This window comes from Achromobacter kerstersii, assembly GCF_902859595.1.
GTDB classification, from domain to species: domain Bacteria; phylum Pseudomonadota; class Gammaproteobacteria; order Burkholderiales; family Burkholderiaceae_B; genus Achromobacter; species Achromobacter kerstersii.
The window spans coordinates 25,452-46,261 of the sequence record NZ_CADIJQ010000004.1 but is presented as its reverse complement, the minus strand read 5'-3'; the positions used below and the strand labels follow the sequence as shown (position 1 = coordinate 46,261).

19 protein-coding genes are annotated in these 20,810 nt (G+C 65.9%); 8 read left to right on the top strand and 11 right to left on the bottom strand.

Features of this window, described 5'->3' with window-relative positions; all coding sequences use genetic code 11:
- Positions 1-138 precede the first annotated feature (138 nt).
- Genes atzF through HV765_RS13975 form a run of 3 tightly spaced genes read left to right on the top strand, consistent with a single transcriptional unit; the run spans position 139 to position 6,385 of the window.
- The gene (atzF, locus tag HV765_RS13985) at positions 139-1,971 is read left to right on the top strand and encodes an allophanate hydrolase (protein WP_175170056.1); all 1,833 of its coding nucleotides are present in this window, start codon (positions 139-141) and stop codon (positions 1,969-1,971) included.
- 41 nt (positions 1,972-2,012) lie between these two features.
- Entirely contained in the window at positions 2,013-5,657 is a 3,645-nt protein-coding gene (uca, locus tag HV765_RS13980) for an urea carboxylase (RefSeq protein WP_175170055.1), read from the top strand.
- The gene (locus tag HV765_RS13975) at positions 5,654-6,385 is read left to right on the top strand and encodes a GntR family transcriptional regulator (protein WP_054422608.1); all 732 of its coding nucleotides are present in this window, start codon (positions 5,654-5,656) and stop codon (positions 6,383-6,385) included. Before uca ends, HV765_RS13975 begins: the two co-directional genes overlap by 4 nt.
- Before the next feature lie 71 nt (positions 6,386-6,456).
- Here HV765_RS13975 and HV765_RS13970 read toward each other — a convergent pair whose 3' ends face one another.
- The 5 genes from HV765_RS13970 to HV765_RS13950 form a co-directional block, all read right to left on the bottom strand.
- A complete protein-coding gene (locus tag HV765_RS13970) occupies positions 6,457-7,272 on the bottom strand; it encodes an anti-sigma factor family protein (protein ID WP_175170054.1) in 816 nt (271 codons plus the stop codon).
- Between the two features lies 1 nt (position 7,273).
- Positions 7,274-7,786: an RNA polymerase sigma factor gene (locus tag HV765_RS13965; RefSeq protein WP_054422606.1), complete on the bottom strand. Its 513-nt coding sequence runs from the start codon at positions 7,784-7,786 to the stop codon at positions 7,274-7,276.
- 30 nt (positions 7,787-7,816) lie between these two features.
- Positions 7,817-8,185 (bottom strand): COG4315 family predicted lipoprotein, encoded by a 369-nt coding sequence (locus HV765_RS13960; RefSeq protein ID WP_054422605.1) that lies wholly within the window; start codon positions 8,183-8,185, stop codon positions 7,817-7,819.
- Positions 8,186-8,281: 96 nt separating this feature from the next.
- A complete protein-coding gene (locus HV765_RS13955) occupies positions 8,282-8,746 on the bottom strand; it encodes a GNAT family N-acetyltransferase (RefSeq protein WP_054422604.1) in 465 nt (154 codons plus the stop codon).
- A gap of 4 nt (positions 8,747-8,750) precedes the next feature.
- Entirely contained in the window at positions 8,751-9,677 is a 927-nt protein-coding gene (locus HV765_RS13950) for a LysR family transcriptional regulator (protein ID WP_054422603.1), read from the bottom strand.
- A 61-nt stretch (positions 9,678-9,738) separates the two neighbouring features.
- On the opposite strand from HV765_RS13950, the gene HV765_RS13945 reads away from it, so the two are divergent.
- Both HV765_RS13945 and HV765_RS13940 read left to right on the top strand, forming a co-directional pair.
- The gene (locus HV765_RS13945) at positions 9,739-10,863 is read left to right on the top strand and encodes a 4-oxalomesaconate tautomerase (RefSeq protein WP_175170053.1); all 1,125 of its coding nucleotides are present in this window, start codon (positions 9,739-9,741) and stop codon (positions 10,861-10,863) included.
- Positions 10,864-10,960: 97 nt separating this feature from the next.
- On the top strand, positions 10,961-11,929 hold the full coding sequence (locus HV765_RS13940; protein ID WP_175170052.1) for a Bug family tripartite tricarboxylate transporter substrate binding protein: 969 nt from the start codon (positions 10,961-10,963) through the stop codon (positions 11,927-11,929).
- 46 nt (positions 11,930-11,975) lie between these two features.
- On the opposite strand, the gene HV765_RS13935 is transcribed toward HV765_RS13940, so the two are convergent.
- The 6 genes from HV765_RS13935 to HV765_RS13910 all read right to left on the bottom strand — a co-directional run bounded on the left by HV765_RS13935 (position 11,976) and on the right by HV765_RS13910 (position 18,198).
- Complete coding sequence (locus HV765_RS13935; protein ID WP_175170051.1) at positions 11,976-13,355, bottom strand: DUF1501 domain-containing protein; 1,380 nt, start codon at positions 13,353-13,355, stop codon at positions 11,976-11,978.
- Positions 13,352-14,866, bottom strand: coding sequence for a DUF1800 domain-containing protein (locus HV765_RS13930; protein ID WP_175170050.1), 1,515 nt, complete (start codon positions 14,864-14,866; stop codon positions 13,352-13,354). Before HV765_RS13930 ends, HV765_RS13935 begins: the two co-directional genes overlap by 4 nt.
- A 100-nt stretch (positions 14,867-14,966) precedes the next feature.
- Complete coding sequence (locus tag HV765_RS13925; protein ID WP_054422599.1) at positions 14,967-15,671, bottom strand: SDR family oxidoreductase; 705 nt, start codon at positions 15,669-15,671, stop codon at positions 14,967-14,969.
- A gap of 114 nt (positions 15,672-15,785) precedes the next feature.
- Positions 15,786-16,238: an azurin gene (gene azu, locus HV765_RS13920; RefSeq protein WP_175170049.1), complete on the bottom strand. Its 453-nt coding sequence runs from the start codon at positions 16,236-16,238 to the stop codon at positions 15,786-15,788.
- A 170-nt stretch (positions 16,239-16,408) separates the two neighbouring features.
- Positions 16,409-17,722 carry a PQQ-dependent sugar dehydrogenase gene (locus tag HV765_RS13915; RefSeq protein WP_175170048.1) on the bottom strand — a complete coding sequence of 438 codons (1,314 nt, stop codon included), beginning with the start codon at positions 17,720-17,722 and terminating at the stop codon, positions 16,409-16,411.
- Positions 17,723-17,832: 110 nt separating this feature from the next.
- Entirely contained in the window at positions 17,833-18,198 is a 366-nt protein-coding gene (locus tag HV765_RS13910; protein ID WP_175170047.1) for a PepSY domain-containing protein, read from the bottom strand.
- A gap of 178 nt (positions 18,199-18,376) precedes the next feature.
- On the opposite strand from HV765_RS13910, the gene HV765_RS13905 reads away from it, so the two are divergent.
- Genes HV765_RS13905 through HV765_RS13895 form a run of 3 tightly spaced genes read left to right on the top strand, consistent with a single transcriptional unit; the run spans position 18,377 to position 20,801 of the window.
- The gene (locus HV765_RS13905; RefSeq protein WP_420840118.1) at positions 18,377-18,739 is read left to right on the top strand and encodes a PepSY domain-containing protein; all 363 of its coding nucleotides are present in this window, start codon (positions 18,377-18,379) and stop codon (positions 18,737-18,739) included.
- On the top strand, positions 18,739-19,401 hold the full coding sequence (locus HV765_RS13900) for a response regulator transcription factor (RefSeq protein ID WP_175170046.1): 663 nt from the start codon (positions 18,739-18,741) through the stop codon (positions 19,399-19,401). Before HV765_RS13905 ends, HV765_RS13900 begins: the two co-directional genes overlap by 1 nt.
- Complete coding sequence (locus tag HV765_RS13895; protein WP_175170045.1) at positions 19,398-20,801, top strand: sensor histidine kinase; 1,404 nt, start codon at positions 19,398-19,400, stop codon at positions 20,799-20,801. Before HV765_RS13900 ends, HV765_RS13895 begins: the two co-directional genes overlap by 4 nt.
- The last annotated feature ends 9 nt before the right edge of the window (positions 20,802-20,810 follow it).

Below are 20,810 nucleotides of genomic sequence, written 5' to 3'. Positions count from 1 at the left end.
GATGCGATGAGGCGATGGTGCGGGAACGGGGTTCGGTGACGTCTACCCGGGGGTTCCAGAGGGAAAGCGAAAAAGCCCGCCAACATGGCACGGCGATTGCTTGGGTATCCGTACTTGTATACAAGAAAGGATTCCAGCATGAATGCCGCAGCAACGCAGAAAAGCCCCGTCGGTTGGACGATTGCGCAATGGCAGGCCGCCTATCGGGAAGACGGCGCGCAGCCCGATGTGCTGTTGGCCGCTTATGCGGACACCCCCGATGGCCCCGCCGACAACGCCTGGATTCAGCGGGTTGACCGCGCCACGCTGGACGAACAGCTGGACGGACTGCGTCTGATGCTGGAGGCCGTGGGTGGCGACATGGCGCGCTTGCCGCTGTTTGGCGTGCCGTTCGCCATCAAGGACAACATCGACGCGGCCGGCTGGCCCACGACCGCCGCCTGCCCCGAATTCGCGTACACGCCGGGTGAAGACGCCACCGTCGTGCAGCGGCTGCGCGCGGCCGGCGCCATCCTGATCGGCAAGACCAATCTGGATCAATTCGCGACCGGGCTCGTCGGCACGCGTTCGCCGCACGGTGCGGTGGCCAACACGTTCAACCCCGAGTACGTCAGCGGCGGCTCCAGCTCGGGCTCGGCCTCGGTGGTGGCGCGCGGCATCGCGGCGTTTTCGCTGGGCACCGACACGGCGGGCTCGGGCCGCGTGCCGGCAGGTTTCAACAACATCGTCGGGCTGAAGCCGACCAAGGGCTGGCTCAGCACGGCGGGCGTGGTGCCTGCGTGCCGCACGCTGGATTGCGTGTCGATCTTTGCGCTGACGGTGGCTGACGCCGAACTCGTGGCCGACGTCGCGGGCGGCTTTGATGAGCGCGACCCGTATTCGCGCGCCATGCCAGCCGGCGCATCGCTGCCGTGGCCGCGTGCGCCCAAGCTGGCGGTGCCTGCCACGCTGGAATTCTTCGGAGACGCCCAAGCCGCCGCCGTGTTCGAAGACGCCGTGCGCGCGCTGAAAGACACGGGCGCAGAAGTGGAGGCGATTGACTTCACCCCCTTCAATGAACTGGCCGCGCTGCTGTATCAAGGCCCGTGGGTGGCCGAGCGTTTCGCGGCCGTTGAAGCCTTGTGGAAAGCCACGCCAGAAGTCATCAACCCCGTTGTGCGCGGCATTGTCGAGCAGGCGGCGAACTACAACGCGGTGGACGCGTTCAAGGCCGAGTACCGCCGCGCGGAACTGACACGCCAGATTCATCAAGCACTGGCGGGGTTCGACGCGCTGGTGGTGCCGACGTCGCCGTCCATCTACACCATTGCCCAATTGCAGGCCGACCCGGTCACGCTGAATTCGCGGCTGGGCGTGTACACCAACTTTGCCAACCTGGCGGACTTGTCGGCGTTGGCGGTGCCGGCGGGCATGCGCGCCGATGGCTTGCCGTCGGGTATCACGCTGATCGGCCTGGCCTGGCAAGACCACGCGCTGGCGCAGTTTGGCCGCCTGTGGCAAGCGCAACGCGGCCTGCCGCTGGGCGCAACCGGTGCGCCGTTGCCCGCGGGTGTGGATGCCGCCAAGCCGCCTGCTGACACCGTGCGCGTGGCGGTGGTGGGTGCGCACCTGACGGGCATGCCGCTGAACCATCAACTGACCTCGCGCCACGCGGTGCTGGTGGAAAAGACGCGCACGGCGGACGACTACCGCCTGTATGCGCTGGCCAACACCACGCCGCCCAAGCCGGGGCTGGTCAAGTCCGAGTCGGGCGCGCCGATTGACGTGGAGCTTTGGGATGTGCCGGTGACGGCATTCGGCGCGTTCGTGGCCGAGATTCCCGCGCCGCTGGGCATCGGCACGCTGGAGCTGGAAGACGGCCGGCTGGTCAAGGGCTTCATCTGCGAGCCGCGCGGCCTGGATGGTGCGCGCGACATCACCGCTTTCGGCGGCTGGCGCGCCTACCTGGCCAGCCTGAATGCTGCCCGCTGATCTCCGATAACCCTGTACGCAAGACACTTGGGAGCCGCATCGTGTTCGATACCGTTCTGATTGCCAACCGCGGCGAGATCGCCGTCCGCGCCATCCGCACCTTGAAGCGGCTGGGCATCCGTAGCGTGGCCGTGTATTCCGACCCGGACCGCAATGCCGCGCACGTGCGCGAGGCCGACGTGGCCGTGGCGCTGGGCGGCGAGAAGGCCGCTGACAGCTATCTGCGCATGGACTTGTTGCTGGCCGCCGCGCGCGAGCATGGTGCGCAAGCCATCTACCCCGGCTACGGTTTTCTGTCTGAAAGCGCGGAGTTCGCCGACGCCTGCGAAGCGGCGGGCATCGCATTCGTCGGCCCCACGCCCTTGCAGATCCGCGAGTTCGGTTTGAAGCATCGCTCGCGCGAACTGGCGGCGGAAGCGGGCGTGCCGATGACGCCGGGCACTGGTCTGTTGGCCAGCCTGGGCGAAGCGCTGTCGCAGGCCGAACGCATCGGCTACCCGGTGATGTTGAAGAGCACGGCGGGCGGGGGCGGCATCGGCTTGTCGCGCTGCGAGAACGAGGCCGAACTGACGGTGGCGTTCGACAGCGTGCAGCGCATGGGCGAACACTTTTTTCGCGATGGCGGCGCATTCATTGAACGCTATGTGGATAACGCGCGGCACGTGGAAGTGCAGATTTTTGGCGACGGCGCGGGCCGCGTGCTGGCGCTGGGCGAACGCGATTGCTCGGTGCAGCGGCGCAATCAGAAAGTCATCGAGGAAACGCCCGCGCCCTTGTTGCCGGCTGCGACCCGCGCGGCGCTGCTGGCGGCCGCCGTGCAATTGGGCGAGTCGGTCAACTACCGCTCGGCCGGCACTGTGGAATTCATCTACGACCCGGCGCGCGACAGCTTCTATTTCCTTGAGGTCAACACGCGCTTGCAGGTGGAGCACCCGGTGACCGAAGCCGTCACCGGGCTGGACCTGGTGGAATGCATGCTGCGCGTGGCGGCGGGCGAAGCGCTGGATATCGACGCGATGTCGCGCGCGCCGCAGGGCGCCTCCATTGAAGTGCGCCTGTACGCTGAAGACCCGCTGCGCCAGTTCCAGCCGTCGCCCGGTGTGTTGACGGAAGTGTTCTTCCCAGACGGCGTGCGGGTCGATGGCTGGGTGGCCACCGGCACCGACGTGCCTGCGTTCTACGACCCCATGCTGGCCAAGCTGATCGTGCACGCGGACACGCGCGACGCCGCGCTGGACAAGCTGGCGGACGCCTTGGCGCGCACTCGCTTGCACGGCATTGCGACCAACCTGGATTACCTGCGCCAGATCGTTGACGACGAACGTTTCCGCGCGGGCAAGCTGTCCACGCGCTTTCTGGAAAGCTTCGCGTACCGGCCTGCGGCCATCGAAGTGCTGGAGGCCGGCACCTACACCAGCGTGCAGGATTACCCGGGGCGTGCGGGCTATTGGGATATCGGCGTGCCGCCATCAGGCCCGATGGACGACTACGCGTTTCGCGTGGCCAACCGCATCGTCGGCAATGCGCCAGATGCGGCAGGCATCGAAGCCACGCTCGTCGGACCCACGCTGCGCTTTCATGGCGACGCCATCGTGGCGCTGACAGGCGCTGAATGCGCCGCCACGCTGGACGGCGAACCGGTGCCGATGTGGCAGCCCATCGCGGTGAAGTCGGGGCAGGTGCTGGCCACCGGCCGCGCGCTGTCGGGCTGCCGCAGCTATCTGGCCGTGCGCAACGGCCTGGACGTGCCGGTCTATTTGGGCAGCCGCTCGACCTTCGCCTTGGGCCAGTTCGGCGGACACGCCGGCCGCACGCTGCGCGTAGGCGACATGCTGCCGCGGGTGCGCCCGGAGCTGGCTGGCCAGACGGCCACGCCGCCCGTGGCGGAGCCGCAAGGAGCGCCCGCCGATTTGATTCCCGTCTATGGCAACACCTGGGAAATCGGCGTGCTCTACGGTCCGCATGGCGCGCCAGACTTCTTCCAGCCCGAAGCCATCGAGACCTTCTTCGCGGCGGACTGGGAAGTGCACTACAACTCAAACCGTTTGGGCGTGCGATTGATCGGCCCCAAGCCCACCTGGGCGCGCGAGAACGGCGGTGAAGCCGGCTTGCACCCGTCCAACATCCACGATTGCGAATACGCGATTGGCAGCATCAACTTCACGGGCGACAGCCCTGTGATTCTGACGCGCGACGGCCCCAGCCTGGGCGGGTTTGTCTGCCCCGTCACGATTGCGCGCGCCGAGCTGTGGAAGGTGGGCCAGGTGAAACCGGGCGACCGCATCCGCTTTGTGCGCATCGACTATCCGCAAGCCGTGGCGCTGGAAGCCGCGCAGGATCAAAGCGTGGCGGCCTTGTCGTCCGTGGCGCCCGCTGCGACGGCCCCGTCACCGGTGCCGGCAACGGTGTCAGAGACGATCGTTGCCGCGCTGCCGGCGGAAGGCTCGCGCCCGTCGGTGTCGTACCGTCAGGCCGGTGATGGCTATTTGCTGCTGGAGTACGGCGACAACGTGCTCGACCTGGCGCTGCGCATGCGCATCCATTTGCTGATGGAAGCGCTGAACGCCGACCCCATCGCGGGCGTGCATGAGCTGTCGCCGGGCGTGCGTTCGCTGCAAATTCGTTATGACAGCCGCCAGATTCTGCAAGGCGCGCTGATTGCGCGGCTGCTGGAAATCGAAGCCGGGCTGGCCGATGTGGCTACGCTGAAGGTGCCGACGCGTGTTGTCTACCTGCCGATGGCATTTGAAGATTCGGCAACGCTGGGCGCCGTGCAGCGCTATCAGGAAACCGTGCGCGCCAACGCGCCCTGGTTGCCGAATAATGTGGACTTCATCCAGCGCATCAACGGGCTGGCCAGCCGTAACGACGTGCGCGATATCGTGTTCGACGCCAGCTACCTGATCATGGGGCTGGGCGATGTGTATCTGGGCGCGCCCTGCGCGGTGCCGATCGACCCGCGCCATCGTCTGTTGACGTCCAAGTACAACCCCGCGCGCACCTTCACGGCCGAAGGCACGGTGGGTATTGGCGGCGTGTACATGTGCATCTACGGCATGGATTCGCCGGGCGGCTATCAACTGGTGGGCCGTACCTTGCCCATCTGGAACAAATTCCTGAAGAACCCCGTGTTCCAGGACGGCAAACCGTGGCTGCTGCGCTTCTTTGATCAGGTGCGCTTCTATCCGGTGACCGAAGCCGAGCTCGACGTGTTGCGCGAAGACTTCCGCGAAGGCCGCGCCACGGTTCGCATCGAAGAAGAGGTGTTCGACTTCGCCGCGCACCAGCAGTTTTTGGCCGAACAGGCGGACAGCATCGCCGTATTCCAGAAGCGCCAGAAGAGCGCCTTCGACGCGGAAGTGGCCTTGTGGAAAACCGAGGATGTCGCGGCGGAGCAGACCGCCCTTGAACCCGAAGCCGAAGCCGAGACGGCCTTGCGTGACGGCGAACGCCTGGTCAGCGCCGACATGTGCGGCAACATCTGGAAGATTCCCGTCCAGGTGGGGCAGAGCGTGTCGGCGGGCGACACGCTGGTGGTGGTGGAAGCCATGAAGATGGAGCTGTCCGTCATCGCGCCGTCTTCGGGCATCGTCACCGCGATTCGCTGCGTGCCGGGTAAACCGGTCAATGCTGGCGACCCGCTGGTGGTGCTGGCAGAAGACGCGACCTGCACCGTGGCGGGATGATGCGTCTGGAATCCGTGCAGGTGAGCCCGGCAATCCGGCAGGCGCCAGCGCTTGCCGGGTCGCTGGCGGATCAGGTCTATCAGCGCATCAAGGACGACCTGTTCGACTTCCGCATGCTGCCCGGAGAACGCTTCACCGAAGCGGATCTGGTGGCGCGTCTTGGGGTCAGCCGCACGCCGGTGCGGCTGGGCCTGGCGCGGCTTGAGCGCGAAGGCTTTGTGCTGGCGCGCCCGCGCAGCGGCTGGCAGGTGCGGCCATTCGACTTCGAGCGCTTCGAAGCCCTGTACGACGTGCGCGTGGTGCTGGAGCAGGCGGCGGTGGATAAGTTGTGTGGGCGCGAAACCATGGATGAGTCCGGCATTCTGGGCGCGTTGAAAGACGTGTGGCTGGTGCCGCCGCCGCAACGCATTCTGGATGGGCGGCTGGTGGCGCAGCTGGATGAGGCGTTTCATTGTTCATTGGTGGCGGCCGCCGGCAACCCGGAGATGACGCAGATTCACCGCGACGTCACGGAGAAAATCCGTATCGTGCGGCGGCTGGACTTCACCAAGGATTTTCGCGTGGATGCCACCTACGATGAACATGCCGCGATCCTGCGCGCGGTGCTGGCGCGCCGGGGTGATGAGGCGGCGCGGATGCTGCGTTCGCATATCGAGATGAGCAAGGCAGAGGTGCGGAAAATTACGCTGCACATGCTGCATGAGGCGCGGGAGAAGGGCGGCGGCTGATGGGGCGGAAGCGACGGCTTGCGTGCCTGGAATCGTCGTTCAACACGCGGGTGCCGAACGCACGCCGTTCTTCACCCCTGCAATTGCTTGTAGACCTCTTCTGACACGCGCTGCAATTCATCCCGGCTGACCGCGCCAGACAGCGCGTAGCCGAACTGCCCCTCTACCCAATAAAACACCCGCACCGGCCCTTCCTGCGTGAACTGAAACGCCGTCTGTCCGCCTGCGGCTTCTCGCGTCACATAAAGCGTCAGGCGCTGGCCATCTGCCGCGCCGTACATGAATTGCGCCACCGGCCCGGAACCGCCGGGCAGCAAGCGCCCGCCCACCAGTTCATAACCCGTCTTTGACAAAGACGGCGCGCGCACCGGTGCGCCCATGCGCTTGGTCAACCACGTCACCAGGCCTTTTTCGTTATCGGCGCTGACTTCGACCGGGCGGCCCATGTCGGGCGCATACACGGCGTGCGCGATCGCCGCGCGTTGGGCATAGCCGCCCGCCGCGCGCTCGGGGCTGGCGGTGGCCAGCACGGTTTGCAGGTGCCGCGCGTCCATGGCGCCACGCGTCATCCAGGCGGCGCTGGCGCTGATGGCGGCAATGGCCACGCCCGCCGCCAACGCGCGCCACGGGAATTCGCGGGCCGGCGGTTTCAACGGCAAACGCAGCGGCAGCGGCTCATCCAGCACCGGGTCGAGCAGGGCGTGCAACGCACGGCGTTGCGCCTGCCAGTCGTTCACGCGGGTCTGGTCCTGCGGGTGCGCGGCCAGAAAGGCGTCAACCTCGGCGTGGCGGGCAGGGGGCAACTGGCCGTCTGCATAGGCATGCAGATCGGCTTCGGTAATGGGGGAACCCGTTGTCGGGATCGGATGCAGGTGTTTGTCGTTCATGTCATTTCACGCGATGCAGCCGGCTGACCGAGTCGCGTCCTTGCATCAGCGCGCCCAGCTTTTCACGGGCGCGCGATAGCCGGGACATGACCGTGCCAATCGGCACGTCCAGCACCTGCGCGGCTTCCTGGTAGGACAGGTCTTCCACGCAAATCAGCAACAGCACTTCCCGCTGCTCGGCCGGCAGGGCTTGCAGGCAGCGATCCAGGTCGCGCACCTCCAGGTGATCGGTTTGCGTGGCGCGTACCGGCGCATCGGGCATGTCACCCAGCGCGGCCTGATCCGCTCGCCTGCCATTGGCGCGCACGCCGTCGATGAAATGGTTATGCATGATGCCGAACATCCAGGCGCGAAGTTCACCGCGCCGTTGCCAACGCGAATAGCGGCTCCATGCGCGCTCCAGCGTGTCCTGAACCAGGTCATCGGCCCGGTGCGGGTCGCCCGTCAGCCCGCGGGCATAACGCCGCAGGCTGGGGATGCAGGCGAGGATCAGGGCTTCGTCTTCGGCGCGCATGGTGGGATACGGCGGCGCGGGCGGTCCGGATCAGGGCTTGATGACGTGCCAGACGTCCTTGAAGTTGTCACCGGTCTTGTCGCCCGGCTTTGTGTCCTTGGCGTACAGGTACACGGGCTTGCCCTTGTAGGCCCATTGCTTGGAGCCGTCGTCGCGGGTGATGACGGTCAGGTCGCCCATGGCTTTGGCGTCGGCGGGGGCGGCGACGGGCGGCCAGATCTTGGCGCACTGGTCGTTGCAGGCGCTCTTGCCTCCGGCGTCCTTGTCGAAGGTGTAGAGCGTCATGCCCGCGCTGTTGACCAGGACGCCGTCCTGGGTTTTGACGGCCTGGGCGTGGGCGCCGGCCGAGAACAGAGCGGCGGAACCAAGAACCAGGGCGGCGGCGATGTGTTTGCGCATGTTGTGCCTCGTAGATAGGAAAGTGGGGGAGACTGCCCTCTACAGACGCCAGCCGTTGAGGGAATATTCCCGTCTGGCCAAAAGAATTTGCAGAGTTCAGCCAACCGGCCGGACGGCGCCCGGCTCGTATCGCATTTCAAACTCCAGCTCGGTCTCCTCGATGGGGGTGAAGCCCAGCGCCGCGTACAGGCGTTGGGCGGGGTTGCCCTTGAGCACGCTAAGGGTGACGGGCGCGCCTTCGGCGTCGGCCTGGTCCAGCACGCCTTCAAGCAGGCGGCGGCCCAAGCCCTGGCCTTGAAACGCCGGGTCGATCTGGATCTGCACAATGCGCCAGCCGGCCGGGTCGCGGTAATGCTTGAAGAGGCCGGCAGGCCGGCCATCCAGCCAGACGATCTGGGCATCGTCAAAGTGGTACCGGATGCGCGCCAGATGGTGCTCGTCATCCAGCGGCGCACCCGCGCGCTGCAAGTGTTCCTGCATGGTGGCTTTGCGCAGCGCCAGCAGAAAGGGCAGATCGTCGTCGGACGCGGGTTGTAAAGCCAGGGAGTGGGTCAGGGTCATGAGGCTAGGGGTTGGGGGCGGGTTTGCGTTTGGCCGACTTGCCGGCTTGATGTATCAGGTTATAGAGCTGTTGGGCGGCGGGCGCCAGGGGGCGGCCGCGGCGGGCGATCAGCCCCAGCGTTCGCGTGACGCGCGGGTGTTCCAGCTTGACGCTGGTCAGCGTGGCGTGGCCCGCCTGCGGCATGGCCAGTTGCGGGACGGCGGCCACGCCCAGGCCGGCTTCCACCAGCCCCAGCAGCGTCATGATGTGGCTGACCTCGAATGCGCTGACCGTGCGTTTGCCGCTTTTGGCCAGCGCGTCGTCGATCAGCAGACGGTTTCCGCTTTCCTTGGCGACCGTCATGAATCGTTCCTGCGCCAGCGCTTCCCACGACACGCTGCGGCGGCTGGCCAGCGGATGGTCGCGGCGCACCGCCAGCACAAAGTCTTCGCGCAGCACCGCCTTGAAATCAACGTCGGGTTCCTGGGTGCCGAAAAAGCTGATGCCAAAGTCGGCGCGGCCGGTCACCACGCTGTTCAGCACGGTATTGGCGGTTTCGTCGATGATGCGCACGCGAATGCGGGGAAAGCGTTCGGTGTAGTCGCGGATGACGGACGGCAAAAAGTAATAGGCCACCGACGGCACGCAGGCCACCGTCACCAGCCCGCCCCGCTGCGCGGCCAGGTCGCCAATGCTGAGCACGGCGCTTTCCAATTCGTCGATGGCGGTGCGGGCGCGTTCGAGGAAGACGCGTCCGACTTGCGTCAACGCCACGCGCCGCGTCGTGCGTTCCAGAAGCCGCGCGCCCAGGATGCTTTCCAGTTTGTCGATACGGCGGCTGAGCGCAGGTTGCGACAGGTGCAGGTCGTCGGCGGCGGCGCGAAAGCTGGCGCGCTCCGCCACGGCCACAAAAGCCTGCAATTCCTGCAAATCAAAATTGATGCGTGCCATGCATTAATCCATCCGTAAGTTGCAATTCAAATAATAGCCGCGCCGTCGCAGAATGGCGTCCATGGAAACCGTAATCCCTTGCGTACTGATGCGCGGCGGCACGTCGCGTGGCCCCTTTTTCTTGGGCGACTGGCTGCCGGCCGACCCCGTCCAGCGCGACCAGCTGCTGCTGAGCGCCATGGGCTCGCCCCATGCCTTGCAAGTCGACGGCATTGGCGGCGGCAACACGCTGACCAGCAAAGTCGCGATTGTGTCGCGCTCGACGCGTCCCGATTGCGATATCGACTATCTGTTTGCGCAGGTGTCGGTAGACCGCGCCACGGTCGATACCCGCCCCAACTGCGGCAACATGCTGTCCGGCGCCGCGCCCTTTGCGATTGACGAAGGCTTGATCCCGGCGCGCCAAGGCGTGACCCCGGTTCGGGTGCACAACGTCAACACGGGCGCAATCATCGAAGCGGTGGTGCAAACGCCGGGTGGCCACCTGACCTACGAAGGTGACGCGCGTATCGACGGCGTGCCAGGCACCGCGGCGCCCGTGCGCTTGAATTTTCTGGATGCCTGGGGCGCGGTCACGGGCAAGCTGTTTCCCAGCGGATTGCGCCAGGAAACGGTGGACGGCGTTGCGGTGTCGCTGATCGACGCCGCCATGCCCATGGTGCTGATGCGCGCCAGTGATTTCGGCCTGCGCGGCGACGAAACGCCCGCGCAGCTGGATGCCGACACCGCGTTGCTGGAACGCATGGAGCCTATTCGCCTGGAGGCGGGACGCCGGATGGGCCTGGGCGATGTGTCCCAAAGCGTCATTCCCAAACCCGTGCTGCTGGCTCCGTCGGATTCCACCGGCGGGCTGGCCTTGCGATCCCGCTATTTCACGCCGCGCGCGTGCCATCGATCGCATGCGGCGACGGGGGCCGTGGGGGTGGCAAGCGCCTTCCTCATGCCCGGCACCGTGGCGCATGATTGCGGCGGCCCGGCCGTGCAGACGGGCTATCGCAGCGTGCGAATCGAGCACCCGTCAGGCGCCATGGATATTGATGTGGAACTGGACCCTGCAAGCGGCGTTGTGCGCGCGGCCGGCCTGGTGCGCACGGCGCGCAAGATCATGAAGGGCCTGTTGTACGTGCCGGGCCACTATGTGTTGGCCGGCGCGCAGCGCAACCAGGAGGTGCGCGCCGCCGCCTAGTTGCGGCGGACCACGCACGCGATACGTCTTGACCTTTGAAGCGGCCCGCAAAGAGGCCTCTTACACAAAAGCCAATGATCCCTCTGGAGACAAAATCATGAAGTGCCATTCCCTGAAAACCGCCTGCGCGGCAGCCCTGCTGCTGGCGCTGAGCGCAACGGCGCAAGCCGCCTATCCCGAACGCCCGATCACGCTGGTTGTGCCTACCGCCGCCGGTGGCGGCAACGATGTGCTGGCGCGCGTGGTCGGCCAGAAGGTGGGCGAGCTGCTGGGGCAGACCGTCATCGTCGTGAACAAGCCTGGGGCGCAGGGGGCCATCGCCTCTGACTACGTGGCGCGCCAGCCCGCTGATGGCTACACCTTGATACTCGGCTATATCGGCACGCACGGCATCAACCCCGCCATGCAGAAGCTGAACTACGATCCGGTCAAGGACTTCACGCCGATCGGCATGGTGGCGGATTCCCCCACCATCATGGTCGTGACCAGCCGCTTGCCGGTGAACGATGTGGCGGGCCTGGTGAAGTACGGCCACGACCATCCCGAGGGGCTCAGCTTCGCGTCCGCCGGGCCTGGCACCGCGCCGGCGATCGCGGGGGAACTCTTCAACATGGCGACGGGTACACAGATGCTGGACGTGCCGTACAAAGGCTCGGCGCCTGCTCTGACGGATACGCTGTCCGGCACCACGCAGGTGATGTTCCCCAGTTTGTTCAGCGTGTATCCGCACCTGAAGTCCGGCATGATCCAGGCGCTGGCGGTGGCGGGTGCCACCCGCACGGCGGCGCTGCCCGACTTGCCCACGCTGGCTGAAGCCGGTGTGCCGGGCGTGGATGTGCCGCAGTGGTACGCCATCTTCGCGCCGGCCAAGGCGGACGCCGCCGTGGTCACGACGTTGAACAAGGCGTTGAATCAGGCCTTGGCGGACCCGGCAGTCGTGAAGAAGATTGGCGAACAAGGCGCCGAGGTCCGCCACAGTACGCCCGCCGAATTGGGCGCGTTTGTTGAAAGCGAAGCCGTACGCTGGAAGCAATTGGCGGCCACGCGGAAGTTGGCGGCCAGGTAGCCAGGCGTCGTCGTCTGTGATGCGGGGGCGGGAATGTGCTTGCGCATCATGCACTGGGCAGCAGCGCCAACCCATCCGCATCAAAGTGCTTCAAGTTCGGAAACACCAGCCGCAATTCGTCGCGGCCGGCGCCGAACCAGCGGCCTAGCGACGCGCCCAGCTGGTCCACCGCCAGCGTGGGCAGCAGGCGGCCGTTGTCGACGAAACCGGGGCCATCCAGCGCGATCTCGGGATGCGTGCCGTAGCTGCGGCCGCCATTGACCGCGCCGCCCAGCACCAGATGGTGCGAGCCCCAGCCGTGGTCTGACCCATTGCCGTTGGACCCCAGCGTGCGGCCGAACTCGGACGCCGTGAAGGTGGTGACCTGATCCGCCACGCCCAACGTCGTCAACGCCTGCTGAAACACCGCCAAAGACTGCCCCAGTTCCCGCAGCAGCGCCGGGTGCGTGTCATTCAAACCGGTGTGGTTGTCATAGCCGTTTTGCGACACAAAGAACACCTGCCGACGTGCGCCCAGGGCTTGGCGCGCGCCGATGATGCGCGCCACGATCTTTAACTGCTGCGCCAGTGGCGAGCCGAAGTCGCCCGGCACCGCCACATCGGCCAGCGCGGCGCGCAAACGCGTGTCGGCATCAATGGATTGCGCGGCGATGCGGGATAGCTCGCGTTCCATCAGGTGCTCGCGCGGCTGCGTGATCAGTTGGCGTAGCAGCGCCGTGCAGGCGCTGGAGCCGTACATGTCGCGGTGCAGCAGTTCAATCGGCGTGGACCCGTTGATGCCGACGCGGTATCCGGCGACCTTGTGGCCAGCCAGCAGCACGGTGCTGCCGCCTGCCGTGATGCCGGTGAAGGTGCGCTGCGCGTTGGCGCTGGCGAACAAGTCGGTGAGCCGGCCGCCCCAGCCGGATGACGCGCCTTCGGGCGCCAGCGCCTGCCAATACGATTGCTGGTCGTTATGCGAAAACAGCTTGGGTGGCAACGGCACGCGGGCGCTGATGTATTCCGCTTTGGTGGTGGGGACCACCAGTGGCCCCACATTCAACAGCACCGCCATCTGGCCGTTTTCGTACAGCGGAGCCAGCGGGGCCAGCGCGGGCGCCAGCGCAAACTGTGCGCCGCCCGGCGTGGCCGCCTTGCCACGCAGCGCGGTGGCGCGCAGCGTGTCGCGCCGCAATGCGATGTCGGTGCGCGCCGCAGCGTAAGCGCGGTACGCAGCATCGTCAAACGGCACCAGCGTATTGAAGGGGTCGTTGCCGCCATACAGGAACACGCACACCAGCGCCTTGTACGAAGGCGGTGCGGACTGCGCGGCGGCTGCGCCCAGCGCCGCAAGGTTCAATGCCAGGGGGGCGGCTGCACCCGTCGCGCCCAAGGCGCAGGCGCGCAGCAGAAACGCGCGGCGGTCGGCATCGTGGGGCTGCGTCATTTCTGCACCAGGTATTCAGGGGTGGCGGCCACCAGCAATATCGCGGCGCGCACGCGGTCGCGCGGCCGGCTGGCGGGCAGGGTGGCGACGGCGTCGGCGATGCTGCGCGCCGTCTGCGCGCTGAACGCATCGCCCGCCAACAGCAGCACGATGCGTGCCACCAGCGCTTGCGGGTCGTTGGCCACGGCGATCTCTGGCGCGTATGACGTCTGCAAGTCTTCCCACCCCCGGTCGGCGTAGATCGCCAAAAAGTTCAGATAGCCCGCAATGCTGGTCTCGTCCGTGATCTGCATTTCTGGCGCCACCAGATGCCGCTTGGCCAGCTCGGTGACGGGCGGGGAATATCGGGGGCGGAAGAAGTTGAACACCGTGGCCGACCGCATCGGGCTTTGCGCCAGCCGAATCGTGTTGTCGGTGGTGTCGGGCATGGCCCACGCGCCATTCGTGGACGTGGCGCCGAAGGCGCGCGCCCAGCCCGAGAAACGCAGGATGGGTTCGCGCACCTTGCCCCAGGCGGGGTCGTTCAAATCGGGGTTGCGCGCTTCCGGGTCCAGCAAAATCGCGCGCACCACCGCTTTGAGGTTGCCGCGCACGCCCTTGCCGTCGTCATTGAACGCAGCCGACACGCGCGCCACATAAGCGGGGCTGGGGTTGCTGGTGACGAGCCGCTGGATCAGCTGCATGCCGATGAACGGCCCCACATTCGGATGCGCGCAGATGACATCCATGGCGCGCTTGAGCGACAGATGCCCATCCGTGCCGGACGGAATCACCGCGCCCAGGAAACGCTTTTCCGCCATCGAGTGCTGGGCGTTGTTCAGCGCCATGGGCCGCCGGTGAAATTCCACATCGGTCTCTGGCCCGTTGATGTCCCATCCCGTGAACACTTTCGCCAGCCCTTGCACGTCGGCGTTGTCGTACGTTTCGACGGGCGCGCCATTTTCTTTGCGGACGGTGCCATCGGGCGCTAGCTCCAGCAGGCCGATGCTGAACAATTGCATGACCTCGCGCGCATAGTTCTCGTCGGGGTGGCGGCCGGTCTTGGGGTCTTCCTTGCGGTTGCCGCGATAGGTCAGCATGCAGCCCATCGACAGGTTCTTGGTGACGGCGGTCAGCAGCGTTTGATAATTGCCCAGCGCGTGTTCCGCCAGCAAGTCCATGAAGCCCGCCGCGCCAAACAGCGGCCACGACGCGGTGATGGACTGCACCCCCACGACGAATATTTCCGACAGCGCAAACGCCACGCGCGTGCGCACCTGGTCGTCGGCGCTGATGAATTTGCGCCAGAGCGTGGATTCCAGCGGCGCATTGATGCCGTTGCCCTTGAAGGCCTCGGTGTTTTTCTTCTGTTGCAGCAGCCAGTCGAAATGCGTTTGCGACGGCGGCATCGCCAGCTGGGCATCCAGCCACGGGGCGTAGCCGTCGCGCACAACCGCATCAATCTGTGAGGGGGTGGGCCCGAAGGTGGCTTGCGCCAGAAAGCGCGACGCCTGGCCCGGGGTGACAGTCATCGCCAGCCTCTCGTCGAATGCGAAAAACTACGGTACTGAACCGCGCGGCGGGGTTCAATACGGTCATTCGGACGAGAGGCTTAGTCCATAAGCATGAGGCTCAGACCGAACGCGTGATGCCGCCGTCGATGCGGATGTTCTGGCCGGTGATGTAGGACGATGCGTCGGACGCCAGGAAGGCGATCAGGCCGGCCACTTCTTCGGCCGTGCCGTAGCGCCCCATCGGGATGCGCACGCGGCGGTCTTCTTTTTCCGGCAGGCTGTCGATAAAGCCCGGCAGCACGTTGTTCATGCGCACATTGTGTTCGGCGTATTCGTCCGAGAACACTTTCGTGAAGGCGGCCAGACCCGCGCGGAACACGCCGGAGGTCGGGAACAGCGCTTCGGGTTCGAACGTGGCGTACGTGGAAATGTTGACGATGGCGCCGGACTTCTGCTGCTTCATCACCGGGGCGACCAAGCGGGTGATGCGCACCACGTTCAGCAGGTAGAACTCCATGCCCAGGTGCCAGTCGTCATCGCTGATCTCAAGCAGCGGACCCTTGGGGCCGTGGCCGGCGCTGTTCACGACGGCATCCACGCGGCCCCATTTTTGCAGCGTGGTCTCGACCAGACGGGCCAGGTCTTCGGGCGAACGGTTCGAGCCAGTCACGCCCAGCCCGCCCAGTTCCTGCGCCAGCGATTCGCCCTTGCCGGACGAAGACAAAATGGCCACGCGGTATCCGTCGGCCGCCAGCTTGCGCGCCGCGGCTGCGCCCATGCCGCTGCCGCCCGCCGTCACGATCGCTACTTTTTCCGTGCTCATGCCTGCTCCTTTTCCGTGTGTTCGAGGCTCAGGCATTGTAGGGGTGGCCGAATGGAAACGGGCTCCTTACCCCTGGCGGACCAGGGGCAAGGAGCCCGTGCAGGCAAGCGCCGGTCAGTCGACCAGTTTCAGAGTGCCCTTCATTAGCGCGAAGTGGCCGGGGAAGGAGCAGAAGTACGTGTAGTCGGTGCCGGCAGCGAGTTTGCTGACGTCGAACGTGACGGAATCGCTTTGGCCGCCGCCAATCACCTTGGTGTGGGCGATGACGCGGGCGTCGTCTTTCTTCACGTAGTCGTTGTCCAGGCCCGCAGCCATGCCGTCGTTCACGGCGCCTTGCATGTCGGCGGTTTTGGTCAGCACCCAGTTGTGGCCCATGACGTTCTTGGCCAGCGTGCCGGGGTGCTTCAGGTTCACGGTGAACTGCTTGCAGCTTTTGCTGACCGTGATTTCCTTCTTGTCGAACTGCATCTGGTCATTGCCAGCGATATCGATCGAGCATTCGGCGGCCAGGACCGGGGCCGACGCAACAGCGAGGACCGCTGCAACGCACAATTTCTTGAACACCATATTCATGCCTCCAATGTTTCGAGGGGAGCGGACTGCCGGCGGCGCGATGCGCTGGAAACCGGCGATACGACATTCTCGCGCTACTGTAGGCCAGAAAGCGGAATCGCGCGTGCGGCCGTTTGACCCAGCGCAAGCCGGCGCCATTGAGTTGCGCCGGCCGCACAACCGGATCAGGGTTTGGGGCTGACGCGCCAGATCACATTGCCCACATCGTCGGCCACCAGCAGATCGCCCTGGCGGTCGATGGCAACGCCCACCGGCCGGCCTTGCGCCTGGCCGCTTTCATTCAGGAAGCCCGTCAGCACATCACGCGCTGTACCGTCGGGCGTGTTTTGCGCGAAGGGCACGAAGATGACCTTGTAGCCGCTGCGCGGGTCGCGGTTCCACGACCCGTGCTGGCCCACGAACATGCCGTGTGCAAAGGGCGCGGGCAGCCGGCTGTTGCCTGACCACGCCAGCCCCAGCGACGCCGTGTGCGGCCCCAGCGCGTAGTCGGGCACGATGGCGGTGGCCACCAAGTCAGGCCGAGGCGGCGTGACACGGGTGTCCACGTGCTGCCCGAAGTAGCTGTAGGGCCAGCCATAGAAGCCCCCGTCACGCACGGACGTCATGTAGTCAGGCACCAGGTCGCTGCCTAATTCGTCGCGCTCGTTCACAGCGGTCCATAAGGTTTTGTTATCTGGCGCCCAGGCCATGCCGACCGGGTTGCGCAGGCCCGTGGCATACAGCCGCTTGTTGCCGCTGGCCACATCGATTTCCCAGATGGCGGCGCGGCCGGCTTCGATCTCCATGCCGTTTTCCGCGACGTTGCTGTTCGAGCCAACGGACACATAAAGCTTGCTGCCGTCCGGGCTGGCGATCAGGTTCTTGGTCCAGTGGTGATTGATGCCGGCGGGCAGATCGGTGACCTTCACCCCCGCCGCCGAGATTTGCGTTTGGCCCGGTTCATAGGGAAAGCGCAAGACGGCGTCGGCATTGGCTACGTACAGTTGGTTGCCAACTAGCGCCATGCCGAAGGGCGAATTCAAGCCTTGCAGCAACACGCTGCGCGTGTCGGCCACGCCATCGTGGTCGGTGTCGCGCAACAGCGTGATGCGATTGGCGCTGGGGGTCTTGGCCCCCGCGCGCTTCATGACGATGCCGCTGGCCCATTCCTTCAGCCCGCCCGAGGCCTCTTCGGGCTTGGGCGGCGCGTTGGTCTCGGCGACTAGCACATCGCCATTGGGCAGCACGTACAGCCAGCGCGGATGGTCCAGTCCGCTGGCGTACGCGTTGACGCCCAGGCCGGCCGCCGCCACGGGTTGCGTGCCGGCGATCCAGCCCACGGCTTTGGCCGTGTTGACGGTGGGAATCAGGGTGGTGTTGGGGGCGGGCAGTTTTGGGGTCGGCCCCATGCCCGATTCAACGGGCAAGGTGGCGACTTCGCCGCAGGCGCTAAGCGTAACCAGCGTGAGGCCGGCCGCTGCGAGACGCAGGGTGGGCATGATGCGACTCCGTAATCTTGAATGGATTCATCATACTCACCCCAAAGATCGTCTTTACTCCGCCGTGTTTACCCCGCCGTGTTTACCCCGGCGCGGTTGACCCACTGCGTTCAGTCGTCGAAGCGGCTGCGCGTGACTGCGCCCGATTGCGGATCAACGCGCAGCTTCACGCGCTGGCCCTGCGGGTCGTACGCCTTGACCTCGTAGCCGTGCTTGCTGGAACGTTCGATCTCGGAGATATTGCGGTAGCCGGCGGCTTCCATCTTGTCGTAGACCTGGCGAATCGTCAGCATCGGGGCGGCGGGCGCGGCGGCAGGTGCAGTCTGAGCGGCCGGCGTCGGCGCAGCCTGAGCGGCCTGAGCGGCCTGAGCCGGAGCCTGAGCCGGAGCCGCGGTTTGCGCCTGGGCGGCGGCGCCAGCGACCAAAGCGGATGCGCCAATTGCCAGGGCGGCCAGGGTTTTCTGAATGCGCGTCATGATGGGATATCTCCTAAGGGTAAGGGGGAAAATGCTGGCCGTTGCAGCGACCATGTGCCCATTATTCGGGTTGGCGCATGAACCTATTCTGAAGCCGCCGTTCATCCCAGGTTCATCCTCGGCGCGGTATAAAAGACGCTCCCTTTCCCCCTTATTCGCCCACCAAAGAGGTCCGGCATTGCGGTTTTTTCCCCTGACATGGTCCAAGCGCGGCGGCCTGTTGCTGTCGGGCTGCGCCTTGGCGCTTGCGCTGATCGCAGGCCCCGTCAGCGGGCTGGCCGGCGAAAGCGACCACGAACGCGCACGCCAGGCGCTGGAAGCCGGCAAGGTGCTGCCGCTGGGCGCGGTGCTGGACATCGTTGAACGCGATTTTCCCGGGCAGGTCGTCAAGGTGGAATTCGAAGAAGACGATGACGAATTCATCTACGAGATCCGCGTGCTGCAAAGCGGCGGCGGCATCCTCAAACTGAAGCTCGATGCGCGCGACGGCACCTTGTTGTCCGTCAAGGGCCGCGACATCAAATTCAAGGGCAAGGACTGATGCGCATCCTGGTGGTTGAAGATGAACCCACGCTGGCCGGCCAACTGGCCGACGCGCTGCGCGGCGCGGGCTATACGGTGGATGTGTCGGGCGATGGCGAATCCGCCCGCTTTCTGGGCGATGTGGAAGCGTTCGATGCCGTGGTGCTGGACTTGGGCTTGCCGGTGATGGATGGGCTGACGGTGCTGAAGCAATGGCGCGCCGCCCAGCGCAACATGCCGGTGCTGATCCTGACCGCGCGCGACAACTGGCACGAAAAGGTGGCCGGCATCGACGCAGGCGCGGACGATTACCTGACCAAGCCTTTTCACATGGAAGAGTTGCTGGCGCGGGTGCGCGCGCTGCTACGCCGCAGCACCGCGCACGCCAGCGCGCAATGGCGTTGCGGCCCGCTGATGCTGGATACGCGCCAGGCCAAGGTCACGATCGACGGCCAGGCGCTGACCCTGACCAGCCACGAGTTCAAGGTGTTGTCGGTACTGATGCAGCGCGCGGGCGAGGTGGTGTCGCGCACGGAATTGATCGACCACGTGTACGCGCAGGACTTCGACCGCGACTCCAACACCATCGAGGTCTTCATCGGCCGGCTGCGCAAAAAACTGCCGCCTGACACCATCGAAACGGTGCGCGGGCTGGGCTACCGGTTGGCGGCGCACGAATGATGACGCGGCGCGCGGGCGTGCTGGGCTCGCTGCGGCTGCGCCTGCTGGCCGGTACGCTGGCCTGGATTCTGGTGGCGGTGGTGATGGCGGGGTGGGGGCTTTCCAGCCTGTTTCGCCAGCACATCACGCAGCAGTTGCAGGCCGAGCTGACCTTGCATCTGAACCAGCTCACCGCCGCCATCAACATGGGCGCCGACGGGCGTCCGGTGGTGTCGCCGCCGCTGAGCGACCCGCGGTTGGAGCAGCCGCTGTCGGGTTTGTATTGGCAGGTGGACCGGCTGGCGGATGGCGGCAAGCCGGCGGCCATGGGCGTGGCGCGCTCGCGGTCCTTGTGGGACCAGACACTGGACGCGCCCCTGAAACCCGTGCCGCGCGATGCCGATAGCGGCGATCAGGTTTATGACCTTACCGGCCCCGCCGGACGCAGCCTGACCGCGCTTGCACGCGTGCTGAAGCCGGCTGAAGAAGACGCCGCGCCCTTGCGCCTGATTGTGGCCGCCGACCGCAACGTGCTGGCCGAACCCATCGAGCGCTTCAACCATATGCTGGCGATTGCCTTGGGCGCGTTGGCCGTTGGCTTGACGGCGGCCGCCGTGGTGCAGGTGGTGGTGGGTTTGCGGCCCTTGGCTCGGCTGCGGCGGCAATTGGCGAAACAGGATGCGGGCAGCAGCCGCATCGACGGCCAGTTCCCCAGCGAGATCCAACCCCTGGTGGACGATTTCAACCAGGTGCTGGCGATGAACGCCGACATCGTGCAGCGCGCCCGCACGCAAGCGGGCAATCTGGCGCACGCCGTCAAGACGCCGCTGACCATTCTTGCCAACGCCGCCTCGCGCGACGCGAGCGTGCCAGCGGCATTGGTCGAAGAACAAGTGGCGATGGCCAACCGCCAGATCAACTATCACCTGGCCCGCGCACGCGCCGCCGCCGCATCAGGCGCGGCCGATGGGCGCGCGCCGTTGCAGGACGCGGCGGCGGGGCTGGTGCGCGTCATGCAGCGCCTGTATGCGCAGCGCGGTTTGCAGATCAGCATGCAAGGCTTTACCGGCACGCAAGTGTTTCGTGGCGAGCCGCAGGATTTGCAGGAAATGTTGGGCAACCTGCTGGATAACGCCTGCAAATGGGCACGCAGCCAGGTGGTGATATCGGTGGAACCGGCAAGCGGCGCGCGCTTGCTGATGCATATCGATGACGACGGCCCAGGCATCGAAGACGATGCCCGCGAGCGCATCTTTCTGCGCGGCGTGCGCATGGACGAACAACTGCCCGGCTCGGGCCTGGGGCTGGACATTGTGCGCGATCTGGTCGGCACGTATGGCGGCGAGGTTCACGCGAGCCCATCGCCGTTGGGCGGGCTGCGCGTGTCCTTGTCGTTGCCGGGGCTTGCCGACGCGATATGAATACTAAAA

What these genes read in the sequence shown, in the direction of transcription:
- atzF (WP_175170056.1), top strand. Translation starts at nt 139, where the DNA reads ATGAATGCCGCAGCAACGCAGAAAAGCCCCGTCGGTTGGACGATTGCG.
- HV765_RS13975 (WP_054422608.1), top strand. Translation starts at nt 5,654, where the DNA reads ATGATGCGTCTGGAATCCGTGCAGGTGAGCCCGGCAATCCGGCAGGCG.
- HV765_RS13970 (WP_175170054.1), bottom strand. Translation starts at nt 7,272, where the DNA reads ATGAACGACAAACACCTGCATCCGATCCCGACAACGGGTTCCCCCATT.
- HV765_RS13965 (WP_054422606.1), bottom strand. Translation starts at nt 7,786, where the DNA reads ATGCGCGCCGAAGACGAAGCCCTGATCCTCGCCTGCATCCCCAGCCTG.
- HV765_RS13960 (WP_054422605.1), bottom strand. Translation starts at nt 8,185, where the DNA reads ATGCGCAAACACATCGCCGCCGCCCTGGTTCTTGGTTCCGCCGCTCTG.
- HV765_RS13955 (WP_054422604.1), bottom strand. Translation starts at nt 8,746, where the DNA reads ATGACCCTGACCCACTCCCTGGCTTTACAACCCGCGTCCGACGACGAT.
- HV765_RS13950 (WP_054422603.1), bottom strand. Translation starts at nt 9,677, where the DNA reads ATGGCACGCATCAATTTTGATTTGCAGGAATTGCAGGCTTTTGTGGCC.
- HV765_RS13945 (WP_175170053.1), top strand. Translation starts at nt 9,739, where the DNA reads ATGGAAACCGTAATCCCTTGCGTACTGATGCGCGGCGGCACGTCGCGT.
- HV765_RS13940 (WP_175170052.1), top strand. Translation starts at nt 10,961, where the DNA reads ATGAAGTGCCATTCCCTGAAAACCGCCTGCGCGGCAGCCCTGCTGCTG.
- HV765_RS13935 (WP_175170051.1), bottom strand. Translation starts at nt 13,355, where the DNA reads ATGACGCAGCCCCACGATGCCGACCGCCGCGCGTTTCTGCTGCGCGCC.
- HV765_RS13930 (WP_175170050.1), bottom strand. Translation starts at nt 14,866, where the DNA reads ATGACTGTCACCCCGGGCCAGGCGTCGCGCTTTCTGGCGCAAGCCACC.
- HV765_RS13925 (WP_054422599.1), bottom strand. Translation starts at nt 15,671, where the DNA reads ATGAGCACGGAAAAAGTAGCGATCGTGACGGCGGGCGGCAGCGGCATG.
- azu (WP_175170049.1), bottom strand. Translation starts at nt 16,238, where the DNA reads ATGGTGTTCAAGAAATTGTGCGTTGCAGCGGTCCTCGCTGTTGCGTCG.
- HV765_RS13915 (WP_175170048.1), bottom strand. Translation starts at nt 17,722, where the DNA reads ATGCCCACCCTGCGTCTCGCAGCGGCCGGCCTCACGCTGGTTACGCTT.
- HV765_RS13910 (WP_175170047.1), bottom strand. Translation starts at nt 18,198, where the DNA reads ATGACGCGCATTCAGAAAACCCTGGCCGCCCTGGCAATTGGCGCATCC.
- HV765_RS13900 (WP_175170046.1), top strand. Translation starts at nt 18,739, where the DNA reads ATGCGCATCCTGGTGGTTGAAGATGAACCCACGCTGGCCGGCCAACTG.
- HV765_RS13895 (WP_175170045.1), top strand. Translation starts at nt 19,398, where the DNA reads ATGATGACGCGGCGCGCGGGCGTGCTGGGCTCGCTGCGGCTGCGCCTG.